Source organism: Kitasatospora sp. NPDC092286 (assembly GCF_044755565.1).
In the GTDB taxonomy this organism is placed as follows: domain Bacteria; phylum Actinomycetota; class Actinomycetes; order Streptomycetales; family Streptomycetaceae; genus Kitasatospora.
Window position 1 is genome coordinate 3424 of sequence record NZ_JBIVRD010000011.1, and the last position, 12562, is coordinate 15985.

Genomic DNA, 12562 nt, shown 5'->3' on the forward strand with positions numbered 1-12562 from the left:
GAACGGCCACCACGGTCGTCACGGTCACGGTTGAAGCCACCGGAACGCTCGCGGTCGAAACCACCCGAACGACCACCACGGTCATCGCGGTCACGGTTGAAGCCACCCGAACGGCCACCACGGTCGTCACGGTCACGGTTGAAGCCACCGGAACGCTCGCGGTCGAAACCACCCGAACGACCACCACGGTCATCGCGGTCACGGTCGCGGTTGAACGACGGACGCTCGTTGCGGGCCTCGCGGTACGCGGGGGTGCGCTCCTCCGTCGCCACCGGCGCGGCGGCGGCCGCCTCGTCCGTGGCCTCGGTGGTCTCGGCGGCCGGCGCCTCGTCCTCGATGCCCAGCTCGGCCCGCTCGCGCGCGGCACGCGCGGACAGGCGGTCGGCCTCCTCGCGCAGCTCGGTGGCGCGGCGCTGCGCGCGCTCCAGCTGGCGGGTCATGTCGGCGAGCTCGCGCTCGGCGGCACCGGCGATGCCGGCCGCGCTCTCGGCCTGGACCTCGATCAGCGAACGGGCGCCGGTGATCTTGGCGACCTCGGCGTCGAAGGCGTGGTCGAGGATGTGACGCGAGGCGTCGACGCCCGCGTCCTCCATCAGGCGGAAGACGCCACGGCGCTGGTGCGGCAGCACCAGGGTGACGACGGCGCCGGAGCGGCCGGCCCGCGCGGTGCGGCCGGAGCGGTGCAGGTAGTCCTTGTGGTCGCCGGCCGGGTCCACGTTGAGGACCAGGTCGATGCCGTCGACGTGGATGCCGCGGGCGGCGACGTCGGTGGCGACGACGACGTTGACGTAGCCGTCCTTGAAGTCGCCGAGGACGCGGGTACGGGCGCCCTGGGTCATGCCGCCGTGCAGCGCGTCGGCCTTCACGCCGGCCTCGATGAGCTGCTCGGCGACGCGGTCGGCGCCCATCTGGGTGCGGACGAAGATGATCGTGCGGCCCTTGCGGGCGGCGATCGCGTTGGTGATCGGCGCCTTGTCCTTGGGCTTCACCACGAGGATGTGGTGGGTCATGGTGGTGACCGCGCCGGCCGACGGGTCGACCTCGTGGGTGACCGGGTTCTTCAGGTAGCGCTTGACCAGGGTGTCGATCTCGTTCTCCAGGGTGGCGGAGAACAGCAGGCGCTGGCCGCCGGCCGGCACCTGGTCGAGGATCTCGGTGACCTCGGGCAGGAAGCCCATGTCGGCCATCTGGTCGGCCTCGTCGAGCACGACGGTCCGGACGTCCGCGAGCTTGGCGCTGCCACGGTTGATCAGGTCCCGCAGACGGCCGGGGGTGGCGACGAGGATGTCGACGCCGCGCTCCAGCGCGTAGATCTGGTTCGACATCGAGGTGCCGCCGCAGACGACCTTCAGCTTGAGGCCGAGCACCGAGCCGAACGGCTCCAGGGCGTCGGCGACCTGCATCGCCAGCTCGCGGGTCGGGACGAGGATCAGGCCGCGCGGGTGCTTGGGCTTGGTGCGCTCGCCGTCGGCGAGGCGGGTCAGCAGCGGCAGGCCGAAGCTGAGGGTCTTGCCGGAGCCGGTGCGGCCGCGGCCCAGGACGTCCTTGCCGGCCAGGGCGTCCGGGATGGTCGCGGCCTGGATCGGGAACGGGGTGGTGACACCGCGCTTGGCGAGGGCACGCACGACGTCGTCGTGCAGGCCCAGGTCGCCGAAGGTGAGGGTGGGCTCGGCGTCCTCCTCGGCCGCGACCTCGTCGGTCTCGACCTCGGCGGCGTCGGTGGCCTCGGCGGCGTCGTCGATCAGCTCGACCTCGACCGCGTCGGTGGTGGATTCGGTGGTGACATCGGCGGCGGACTCGCTCGCAGGCATGGCGAAGCGGGCGTCGTCAACGAGAGACATGCAAAACCTTCCGGAAGTGGCACGCGCCAAAGTCCGGGTTCTGTTTCACAACCGCCTCTATGCGGTCAGCCACGGATCGCCGGAACGCGCCAAGGGCGCCAGATGGGGATAGGGCGCCAGTCAAATGAATCAAACGAACGATCTACCACCATAGACGAACCTGGGGATCAGAGGCAAATGCCCTGGCCAGACCATTAGTGCCCACCCGCGCCAGGGCTCGGGGCCGAGGATCCGGAGCTGCTGGGCGACGGCCCCGGCCCCGGTGGGACGGTCGAGGCGGGCGAGGTGTGCCCGGCGCCGGGCGGCGTGGCGGGCCCCCCGGTCGGGCTCGCCGCCGGGGTGCTCGCCGTACCGCCGCCGGACCGCCCCTCGCCGGTGCCGCCGCCCGTGCCGTCTGAGCCGCCCGCACCGCCGGTCGACCCGCCGGCTGCCGAACCGGCCCCCGGATGAGGTGGAGGACTGGCACTCACGCCCCCGGCCGCGCCGTTCGCGCCGGGCGCGGCCCCACCCGGGGCGGCGTCCGGTACGGGCGCCGCATCGATGGGAGCGCCGTTCACGCCGGGCGCCCCATCGCCGGACATCGGGGCCAGGCTCACGCCCGGCGCGTTCGCGCCCTGCAAGCCCCCGGGACGCTCCGCACGCCCCGAGGCACCGCCCTGGTGACCGACGGCACCCGGCGTGGCCGACGCCCCGCCGGTGGGCTTGCCGGACGCCCCGACCGCCCCGACCGGCACCGCGCCGCGCTTCTCGTCCGCACCCGACCCCACCGACATGCACCCGGTCAGTCCCAGCCCGGCCGCCGCCAGCGCCGCCGCGACCCGCACCACACCTGTCCGGACGGCCGTCGCCCGCGGATCCGTCCGCCGGACCGCCACCTCCCGCACCGAAACCACCGAGCTCCCTCTCTACGCCCCACCCGGCCGCCCGCTGCGCACGGCCACTTTCGGTGCCCAACGCGCGCGCGGGCCACCGGGACACGGGCAGCGCGGCAGGAAGCGGCGGACACCATCCACCCGGCGCAACGCCGACGCCCCGGCCCCCTCCCCGGCCGGGCCCTACCCCCAGAGTGCCGAGGCCAGCCCCGTCCCCGCGTACACCGCCGCCAGGCCCGCCACCACGCTGCCCGCCACATTGGCGAGCGCGTAACCGCCGGCCCCGCCCTCGACCAGCCGCAGCGTCTCGTACGAGAAGGTCGAGTACGTGGTCAGCGCCCCGCAGAACCCGGTGCCGAGCAGCAGCTGGACGTGCGAGGACGCCGCGCCCGCCGCCACCGCGCCCGCCACCAGCCCGAGCACCAGGCTGCCGGCCACGTTCACGGCGAAGGTGCCCCACGGGAACGCCGAGTCGTGCCGGGCCTGCACCGCCCGGTCGGTCAGGTACCGCAGCGGCGCGCCGACCACCGCTCCGGCCACCACCAGCAGCCAGTTCACCCCTGCTCCCCTCGCGGCTCCCCCGTGCCCCGCCGGATCAGACGGCGCGTCACGGCGGCCGCCGCCCACACCGCGGCCAGCGCCGCCAGCAGCGTCAGCCCCAGGTACGCCAGCCCGACCCCCGGACGCCCCTCCCCGACCAGCCGCCGGATGTCCACCGCGTACGTGGAGAACGTGGTGAACCCGCCCAGCACCCCGGTCCCGAAGAACGGCCGCAGCAGCGGATGCGCGGGCCGTCCCTCGGTGATCGCCACCAGGAAGACGCCGATCACCGCGCAGCCGAGCACGTTCACCACCAGCGTGGTCCACGGGAACTGCGCCGGCCCGTTCGGCCAGAGCAGCGCGGCCCCGTACCGGGCCGACGCGCCGAGCGCCCCGCCCGCCGCGACCACCGCCACCACCGGCCCCTGCCCGCGCAGCACCGGGGGCCGGCGTGGTGCCACCGCCCCGGGCCGCGCCCTCGCCGTGTCGTCCGAGGTCGCCATGGGCCCATCAAACACCGGCCCCGGCCACCTGGCACACCGTCACCGCAGACCCGACAATGATCCGGTGGAGATGACCCGGGAAGAGTTCGAGATGCTGGTCAGTGACGCCCTCGATCAGATTCCCCCGCAGCTCGCGGCGATGATGGACAACGTGGCGGTGTTCGTCGAGGACGAGCCCGACCCCGCCGACCCGGAACTCCTCGGCCTCTACGAGGGCACCCCGCTCACCGAGCGCGGCGAGTGGTACGCGGGCGTCCTGCCCGATCGGATCCTCGTCTACCGGGGCCCGACCCTGCGGCAGTGCGAGACCCGTGAGCAGGTGGTCGACGAGGTCCGCACCACGGTGATCCACGAGGTCGCCCACCACTTCGGCTTCGACGACCACGAGCTCGACGAGCTCGGCTGGTCCTGACCGCCCCGCCCCGGGACCCTCGCCCCACCTGGCCGAAACCCGTTTTGGCGATCCGCCCGACATCCCATATGCTTCTCGACGTCCCCGAGCGCTGGAAACAGCGGGACAGGCCGCAAGCCCTCATCGTCTAGTGGCCCAGGACGCCGCCCTTTCAAGGCGGTAGCACGGGTTCGAATCCCGTTGGGGGCACGCAGTACCGTAGTACAGTGCAGTACCGCAAGACCTAGTGGTGTCACACCACACAAGGTCCCGTGGAGCAGTTGGTTAGCTCGCCACCCTGTCAAGGTGGAGGTCGCGGGTTCAAGTCCCGTCGGGATCGCTCGTCTCGCAAGAGACGGTGCAGTACGGCCAGGTAGCTCAGTTGGTACGAGCGTCCGCCTGAAAAGCGGAAGGTCGCCGGTTCGACCCCGGCCCTGGCCACAAAGGCCTGAAAAGGCAAGATGCCCCGAAGCGATTCGCTTCGGGGCATCTTTTTTGTGCTGTTCGGCGCCACCGGGACAGCGGATGGCCACGCTCCCCTCCCCCGCAGCAAGTACGTGCAAGGCGCAGCAGAAGGTCGTTCTTCTCCGCCTCGGGAAGGGCGGCGCGCCGGTCCTCGATGACGGAATCCGTCAGGCCCAAGGCAGGCAGGAAGCGCCGATGGAACGCGAGCGGCCACCCACTGTCGAACAGGTCCGAGGCCTCGTCGGCTGGATCGCGGTCGGCAAGCGAGGCCGCGAGGCTCTGTGCGGTCTTCACCCCACCGAGCGCAGTGAATCGGCGGCATCGCCAGGACCGAACCGGGAGGACACCACCCGGCTCCGGCCACGAGGCGGTGGGGCCCCGCCGGTCGGCCCGGCGGGGTCAGAGGCGGCTGCGGGTCTCGATGTCCTCGGTGAACTCCTGGATCGCCTGGGCGGTGAGGGTCGGCCGGGTGTCGGCGACCGCGGTGAGATAGTCCTCGGTGGTGGCCGGCTCGCCACGGCGGTGGACGACCTCGCGTTCGAACGCCGTCTGCGCGCCCTTGCGGGCGGCGAACTCGATGTCGGCCGGGGTGAACAGCTCGCTGGCCCGCACCAGTTCGTCCACGTCCACCGCCTCGGCGGACGCCCCGAGGTACCGGACCCAGATCGCCTTCCGGGCCGCCGGATTCGGCGGCCCGATCGGGATGACGTAGTCGAAGCGGCCCGGGCGCAGGAAGGCCTGGTCGAGGGAGCGTACGGAGTTGGTGGCGCAGATCAGCAGCCGGGCGTCGTGCTCGCGGAAACCGGGGATGAGCTTGAGCAGTTCGTTGGTCACCCCGTGGCTGGCGTCGACGGCGTGGCCCGAGCGTGTCCCGGCGATCTCCTCGACCTCGTCGATGAACACCAGCACCGCGTCCAGCCCGGCGAGTTCGGCGAAGGCGTCCCGCAGCGCGGCGGCCAGGCCGTCATCGGTGTCGGCCGCCAGCCGGGACGGGAACAGCTCCACGAACGGCCAGTTCAGCCGGGAGGCGACGGCCTTGGCGAAGCTGGTCTTCCCGGTGCCGGGCGGGCCGAAGAGAATGGCCGCCTTCGGTGGCGCGACGCCGTAGCGGTCGGCCAGCGCGGGTTCCGTCAGCGGCAGCACGATCCGGCGTTCGACGACCTGCTTCTCCCGCTCCATGCCCGCCATCGCCTCCCAGCGGCCCGGGGGCAGCATCAGTCCGCCCAGGCTCGCGATCACGTCGGCGTTGGCGGTTTCGGGCGGCTCCAGCCGTTCGTAGTAGGTGAGGCCGTCGCGCGGCAGGTAGCCGGAGTTCTCCAGGGCCTTCGCGCCGGTGGCGGAGGCCGGCAGCAGGGCGCCGATCCGGCGCACGCCCAGTGCCCGCAGCCGCTTTCCCAGCTCGGCGAGCAGGGCGCTGCCGATCCCCCGGTTGCGCCACCGGGACGCCAGTGCCACGAGCAGGATCCACGCCCGCTCACCGTTCGCCTGCGCCGCCACCATGCCGGCCAGTTCGTCGCCGACCACCGCGACCACCGCCGTCCGGCCGGACTGGCCCGCGGCCATCGCCTCGGAGACGGAGAACGCCGGATCCCCGTCGTCGGCCTGGCGGGTCTGGTCCCAGATCTGGATCGCCTGGTCCAGGTCGTCGTCGTGATAGTCGCGCAGACGCCACGCTGGCATCGTCACCACCTGCCCGGATCCGGAGGCTCCATTCTCCCCCGCCGGCCCGCCGCCCGCCCGGCGCACCCCGACGCGCCCGGCACGGTGGCGGTGGAGGCCGTCACCGCACCGAGCCGCGCCGTGCCCGGGTGTGACCGCCGGGCGGTCCGGTTCCGGCGTTAGGGTCTGCGGTGTCGGAGGGGGCTGCCGTGATGAGGAGAGCCACGCATGGAGTTCCTGGTCGACATGGTGACCGCTGTTCCGGAGGGCACCTCCGAGGAGGAGGTGGCGGAGATCCGGACCCGGGAGTCGGTGCGGGCGCGGGAACTGGCCGCGCGGGGAAGCCTGCTGCGCCTCTGGCGGCCGCCGCTCGCCCCGGGTGAGTGGCGCACCTGGGGGCTGTTCAGCGCGGACGACGCCGAGCGGTTGGAGCAGATGCTGGCGTCGATGCCGCTGCGGGTGTGGCGGCACGACACGGTGACGGCGCTGTCCCCGCACCCGAGCGACCCGGGCCGCCCGGCGCCCGGACCGGCCCAGGAGCACACTCCGACGGCCACCAGCGGCACGGCCGGCCCCGAAGCGGTCCTGCGCGGCGTCCTCGACCGCTGGAAGGCCGCCGTCGACGCGCACGAACCGCAACGGGTCGCCGCCTGCTTCACCGAGGACGCGATCTTCCAGGGGCTGCACCCCTACAGCGTCGGGAGGCAGGGCGTCGCCGACTACTACGACTCCCAGCCCCTCGGGATGACGGCCGAGTACCGGATTCTGGAGACCAGACGGCTCGCCGACGATCTCGTGCTCGGCTACCTGGACGTCGACTTCTCGTTCACCGACCGGCCCACGCTGGGCGTCCGCCTCGGCGTGCTGGTGCGGCGCGCGGCGGAGGGCGGCTGGTTCATCGGCCACTACCAGGTGTCCCGCCTCGACCGGCCCTGAATCCGTCGGTTCCGTTGCACGGCCCGGCGCGCCGCCGTACCGCACGCCTCCGGGTGGCTCGCGCGCCCCGCCCGCCCGGGGTTCGCACTTCTCCGCCACCGGCTGTGACACTGGAGGAGCTCGAAAACTGAGGTGCGCGCCGCCGCACCTCCTTGCGAACCTAGAGGGATGCCCGCAGTGAGTTCTCCCGCAGTCCAGTCCGCCAACGCGCCCATCGTGGGCCTCGGCATCGGCGAGCTGGCCGCCCGTCTGCCCGAGCTGACCCTGCGCGACCAGGTACGGATCGGGCGCCGGCTGGAGGGCGCCCGGCGGGTCCGCAAGCCCGACGCCCAGCAGAAGATCACCGCCGAGATCGCCGCCGACATCGACCGGGCCGAGCTGCTGGTGGAGCAGCGCCGCGCCGCCGTACCGGAGATCACCTACCCGGCGGAGCTGCCGGTCAGCCAGAAGAAGGACGAGATCCTGGCGGCCATCCGCGACCACCAGGTGGTGATCGTGGCGGGCGAGACCGGCTCCGGCAAGACCACCCAGATCCCGAAGATCTGCCTGGAGCTGGGCCGCGGCGTCAAGGGCCTGGTCGGCCACACCCAGCCCCGCCGGATCGCCGCCCGTACCGTGGCCGAGCGCGTCGCCGAGGAGTTGCGCACCCCGCTCGGCGAGGCGGTCGGCTGGAAGGTCCGGTTCACCGACCAGGTGGGCCAGGACACCCTGGTCAAGCTGATGACCGACGGCATCCTGCTCGCGGAGATCCAGACCGACCGCGAGCTGCGCCAGTACGACACCCTGATCATCGACGAGGCGCACGAGCGCAGCCTCAACATCGACTTCATCCTCGGGTACGTCAAGCAGCTGCTCCCCCGCCGCCCGGACCTCAAGGTCGTCATCACCTCGGCGACCATCGACCCCGAGCGCTTCGCCCGCCACTTCGGCGATGCCCCGATCGTCGAGGTGTCCGGCCGCACCTACCCGGTCGAGGTCCGCTACCGCCCGATCGTCGACGAGACGGACGACGCCGACGAGGCCTCCGACGTGGACCGCGACCGCGACCAGATCCAGGCGATCTGCGACGCCGCCGAGGAACTCCAGGCCGAGGGCCCGGGCGACATCCTGGTCTTCCTCTCCGGCGAGCGCGAGATCCGCGACACCGCCGACGCGCTCAACAAACTGAAACTGAAGTTCACCGAGGTCCTCCCGCTCTACGCCCGGCTGAGCTCGGCCGAGCAGCACAAGGTGTTCCAGCGTTCCAGCAGCCGCCGGATCGTGCTCGCCACCAACGTCGCCGAGACCTCCCTCACCGTCCCGGGCATCAAGTACGTGATCGACCCGGGCACCGCCCGCATCTCCCGCTACAGCCACCGCACCAAGGTGCAGCGGCTGCCGATCGAGGCGGTCAGCCAGGCCAGCGCCAACCAGCGCAAGGGCCGCTGCGGCCGTACCTCGGACGGCATCTGCATCCGGCTGTACTCGGAGGAGGACTTCCTCGCCCGCCCTGAGTTCACCGACGCCGAGATCCTGCGCACCAACCTGGCCTCGGTCATCCTCCAGATGACCGCCGCCGGCCTCGGCGACATCGCCGCCTTCCCGTTCCTGGACCCGCCGGACTCCCGCAACATCAAGGACGGCGTCAACCTCCTGCACGAGCTCGGCGCCCTCGACCCGGCCGAGCAGGACGTCCGCAAGCGCCTCACCCCGCTGGGCCGCCAGCTGGCCCAGCTCCCGGTGGACCCGCGGATGGCCCGGATGGTGCTGGAGGCCGACAAGAACGGCTGCGTCCGCGACGTCATGGTGATCGCCGCCGCGCTCTCCATCCAGGACCCGCGCGAACGCCCCACCGAGAAGCGCCAGGCCGCCGACGACCGCCACCGCCGCTTCGCCTCGGAGACCTCCGACTTCCTCGCCTATCTCGCCATGTGGCGCTATGTGAGGGAGCAGCAGAAGGAGCTCTCCTCCTCCGCCTTCCGCCGGATGTGCAAGGCGGAGTTCCTGAACTACCTTCGGATACGGGAGTGGCAGGACATCTACTCCCAGCTGCGCACCGTCGCCAGGCAGCTGGGCGTGACGATCGAGGAGCCGCACCCGGACGCCGAGCCGGACGCCGACCGGATCCACCAGTCCCTGCTGGCCGGTCTGCTCTCGCACATCGGCCTGTACGACGTGGAGAAGCGCGAGTACGGCGGCGCGCGCGGCGCCCGGTTCGCCGTCTTCCCCGGCTCCGGCCTGTTCAAGAAGCCCCCGCGCTGGGTGATGTCCGCCGAGCTGGTCGAGACCTCCCGGCTCTGGGCCCGGATCAACGCGAAGATCGAGCCCGAGTGGGTGGAGCCGCTGGCCGGCCACCTGATCAAGCGCAGCTACAGCGAACCGCACTGGGAGAAGAAGGCCGGCGCGGTGCTGGCGTACGAGAAGGTGACCCTCTACGGGATGCCGGTCGTCGCCCAGCGGAAGATCAACTACGGCCGGATCGACCCCGAGCTCTGCCGCGAGCTGTTCATCCGCAACGCGCTGGTCGAGGGCGACTGGGAGACCCACCACAAGTTCTTCGCCGAGAACCGCAAGCTGCTGAGCGAGGTCGAGGAGCTCGAGAACCGGGCCCGCCGCCGGGACATCATGGTCGACGACCAGACCCTGTTCGACTTCTACGACAGCCGGCTGCCGGACGACATCGTCTCCACCCGGCACTTCGACTCCTGGTGGAAGAAGGCCCGGCACGAGCAGCCGGACCTGCTCAACTTCGAGAAGTCGATGCTGATCAACGACTCGGCGGACGGCGTCACCGAGGCGGACTACCCGGACTACTGGCAGCAGGGCAAGCTCCGCTTCAAGCTGACCTACCAGTTCGAGCCGGGCAGCGACGCGGACGGCGTGACCGTCCACATCCCGCTCCCGGTGCTCAACCAGGTCACCGCCGAGGGCTTCGACTGGCAGATCCCTGGCCTGCGCGAGGAGCTGGTCACCGCCTACATCCGGGCGCTGCCCAAGGCGATCCGGCGCAACTTCGTCCCGGCCCCGGACTTCGCGAAGGCCGCGCTGCGCCAGGTGAAGGACCGGCAGGAGCCGCTGCTGCCGACCCTGGAGCACGTCCTCAAGCGGCTGACGGCGGTCACCGTACCGCCCGAGGCCTGGGACGACGAGCGGGTGCCCGACCACCTCAGGGTGACCTTCCGGGTGGTGGACGGCCGCAAGAAGCTCGCCGAGTCCAAGGACCTCGAGGAACTGCGGCTGCTGCTGAAGCCCAAGCTGAAGGAGACGCTCTCCTCGGCCGCCTCCGGCCAGGGCATCGAGCAGAGCGGGCTGACCGCCTGGCCGGCCTCGCTGCCGGTGCTCCAGCGCACCTTCGAGCAGCGCTCGCGCGGCCACTCGCTGCGCGCCTACCCGGCGCTGGTGGACGAGCGCGAGGCCGTCGGCATCAAGCTGTTCGACACCCCGCAGGCGCAGGCCCAGGCGATGTGGGAGGGCACCCGGCGGCTGCTGACGCTGACCACCAACTCCCCCGCCAAGTCGATCCAGGGCCGGCTGGGCAACCAGGCGAAGCTGGCGCTCTCCTACAACCCGCACGGCTCGATCCCGGCGCTGTTCGAGGACGTCGTCGCCTGCGCCACCGACCGGCTGATGACCCTGGCCGGCGGCCCGGCCTGGGACGAGGCGGCCTTCGGCAAGCTGCACGACAAGGTGCGGGCCGATCTGTACGACCTCTCGGCGGACACCACGCTGAAGACGGCCACCGCCCTGATCGCCTTCCACAAGGCGTCGACCCGGCTGAAGTCGGTGAGCAGCCCGGTGCTGCTGAACGCCGTGAACGACATCCGGCTGCATCTGGCCTCGCTGGTGTACCCCGGCTTCGTCACGGCCACCGGCTGGCAGCGGCTGCCGGACCTCAAGCGCTATCTGCTGGCGGTGGACCGCCGGCTGGAGGCACTGCCCAACCACCCGCAGCGGGACGCCCAGCAGCTGCTGAAGGTCCAGCAGGTGCAGCAGGCCTACGGGGAGCTGCTGGCGGCCGTCCCGGCCGGGCAGCAGCCGTCCCCGGAGCTGCGGTCGATCCGGTGGATGATCGAGGAGCTGCGGGTCAGTTTCTTCGCCCAGGCGCTCGGCACGCCGACGCCCGTCTCGGAGAAGCGGATCATGAAGGCGATGGAGGCGGCCCGGGCCGCTCTCTGAGCTGGGCGGGGGCCCTCAGGAGCCAGTTCGACCTGGGGGCCCACCATGGGCTACGATCTGTCTTGTTCGCAGCGCAGCAAGCGAGTGAACGAGATCAGAACACTCTGGTCCCGTGGAGCAGTTGGTTAGCTCGCCACCCTGTCAAGGTGGAGGTCGCGGGTTCAAGTCCCGTCGGGATCGCCGTAGCCGAGAGGCCCGGAACCGTATTGGTTCCGGGCCTCTCGCGTTTCACCGCGCAGCGCATTACCTCGCACTAGGTCTAGACCACAAGTGACCGTGCGTGTGATGGTCGTCACTTATCTTTCCCTGAAACCGGGCAGCCGACACCCCCTCCGCACGGGCACTAATTTAATATATAAAATTGCACATCCATTACCAGTAAATCCCCCCCACCTCATAACCATCAAATCGTTATCCGGAGTTCAACATTCCGACCGGTCGGAGCGGAACCCGCCGGACACATCCGGCCGGGCGTCCGGACCGCCCTCCGGGCATGGCAAAGGGGCCGCTTACCGGACCCGGCGGAGTCCGGTTAGCAGCCCCTTTAAAGAGCCTTTGGCCTATCAGGCTTCGGTGCGCTGAGCCGGAATGCCGGCCAGCAGAGCACGCACCTCCGCCTCGCGATAACGGCGGTGCCCGCCAAGCGTGCGAATGGATGTCAGCTTGCCCGCCTTGGCCCAGCGGGTGACCGTCTTCGGGTCTACGCGGAACATGGTGGCAACCTCTGCCGGCGTCAGCAGCGGCTCAGCATCAGGGGTACGAGCGGTCATGAGCGGCCTCCTCGGGAGAACCGAACCAGGGCGGTTCTATCCTTCAAATTCTGCACCTTGGCCCGCGATGCCCGAAATGGCATAGACGGGCCGAGTCGGTTATAGGACGAACGGCTTGTCCTGGTGTCTACAACTACACCATCCGTCCAGCCCTATCGACCAAACCGCCAAAATTGACCCCTCACGGGTTCAAGGCCGACGGATGGCGATGGACCACCCCATAACGGACGGTCACGCTATCGCGACATCCGGTTACGAGGGGACCAGACCCTCCGTTTCCCCGCAAAGCACGCATCGACTCCAGAACCACCCAAAAGTGGGCACGCTCACGTGAAGTTGGGCTGGTTGTCCCATTTTTGCACATAGGGGTGAGTTCGCGTCAACGGTGAGTAGTGTCACGTTCGATAGCTATTGACCCGAACCAGGACCT

8 protein-coding genes, 4 tRNA genes and 1 pseudogene are annotated in these 12562 nt (G+C 70.9%); 8 read left to right on the forward strand and 5 right to left on the reverse strand.

Translation table 11 applies throughout. The annotated features are described in order from the left end of the window. The 3 genes from ACIQIB_RS13270 to ACIQIB_RS13280 all read right to left on the reverse strand — a co-directional run. Positions 1–1841: DEAD/DEAH box helicase (locus ACIQIB_RS13270; RefSeq protein WP_400657244.1), on the reverse strand; the 1841-nt coding region annotated here is incomplete at its 3' end. A gap of 1055 nt (positions 1842–2896) precedes the next feature. Further along, the gene (crcB, locus tag ACIQIB_RS13275) at positions 2897–3271 is read right to left on the reverse strand and encodes a fluoride efflux transporter CrcB (RefSeq protein ID WP_363611049.1); all 375 of its coding nucleotides are present in this window, start codon (positions 3269–3271) and stop codon (positions 2897–2899) included. Further along, positions 3268–3756 (reverse strand): fluoride efflux transporter FluC, encoded by a 489-nt coding sequence (locus ACIQIB_RS13280; protein ID WP_400757902.1) that lies wholly within the window; start codon positions 3754–3756, stop codon positions 3268–3270. Before ACIQIB_RS13280 ends, crcB begins: the two co-directional genes overlap by 4 nt. A 70-nt stretch (positions 3757–3826) precedes the next feature. Here ACIQIB_RS13280 and ACIQIB_RS13285 point away from each other — a divergent pair, with 70 nt between their 5' ends. The 4 genes from ACIQIB_RS13285 to ACIQIB_RS13300 all read left to right on the forward strand — a co-directional run bounded on the left by ACIQIB_RS13285 (position 3827) and on the right by ACIQIB_RS13300 (position 4588). After that, positions 3827–4168: a metallopeptidase family protein gene (locus ACIQIB_RS13285; RefSeq protein WP_363611053.1), complete on the forward strand. Its 342-nt coding sequence runs from the start codon at positions 3827–3829 to the stop codon at positions 4166–4168. Positions 4169–4284: 116 nt separating this feature from the next. Then, positions 4285–4357 (forward strand) — tRNA-Glu (locus ACIQIB_RS13290). A gap of 56 nt (positions 4358–4413) precedes the next feature. After that, a tRNA-Asp gene (locus tag ACIQIB_RS13295) sits at positions 4414–4487 on the forward strand. A 27-nt stretch (positions 4488–4514) separates the two neighbouring features. Continuing rightward, a tRNA-Phe gene (locus tag ACIQIB_RS13300) sits at positions 4515–4588 on the forward strand. 423 nt (positions 4589–5011) lie between these two features. On the opposite strand, the gene ACIQIB_RS13305 is transcribed toward ACIQIB_RS13300, so the two are convergent. Then, entirely contained in the window at positions 5012–6292 is a 1281-nt protein-coding gene (locus ACIQIB_RS13305; RefSeq protein WP_400757904.1) for an ATP-binding protein, read from the reverse strand. Between the two features lie 207 nt (positions 6293–6499). On the opposite strand from ACIQIB_RS13305, the pseudogene ACIQIB_RS13310 reads away from it, so the two are divergent. From ACIQIB_RS13310 to ACIQIB_RS13325, 4 genes and pseudogenes are all read left to right on the forward strand, one after another. Next, a pseudogene (locus ACIQIB_RS13310) lies at positions 6500–6766 on the forward strand (muconolactone Delta-isomerase family protein); the annotation flags it as partial. Between the two features lie 90 nt (positions 6767–6856). Beyond that, positions 6857–7207: an SgcJ/EcaC family oxidoreductase gene (locus tag ACIQIB_RS13315; RefSeq protein WP_363605494.1), complete on the forward strand. Its 351-nt coding sequence runs from the start codon at positions 6857–6859 to the stop codon at positions 7205–7207. 168 nt (positions 7208–7375) lie between these two features. Further along, positions 7376–11362, forward strand: a complete 3987-nt coding sequence (hrpA, locus tag ACIQIB_RS13320) for an ATP-dependent RNA helicase HrpA (RefSeq protein WP_400757906.1) — start codon at positions 7376–7378, stop codon at positions 11360–11362. Positions 11363–11468: 106 nt separating this feature from the next. After that, positions 11469–11542: transfer RNA gene (locus ACIQIB_RS13325), tRNA-Asp, on the forward strand. 383 nt (positions 11543–11925) lie between these two features. On the opposite strand, the gene bldC is transcribed toward ACIQIB_RS13325, so the two are convergent. Further along, on the reverse strand, positions 11926–12132 hold the full coding sequence (gene bldC / locus ACIQIB_RS13330) for a developmental transcriptional regulator BldC (protein WP_014137253.1): 207 nt from the start codon (positions 12130–12132) through the stop codon (positions 11926–11928). Positions 12133–12562: the final 430 nt, after the last annotated feature.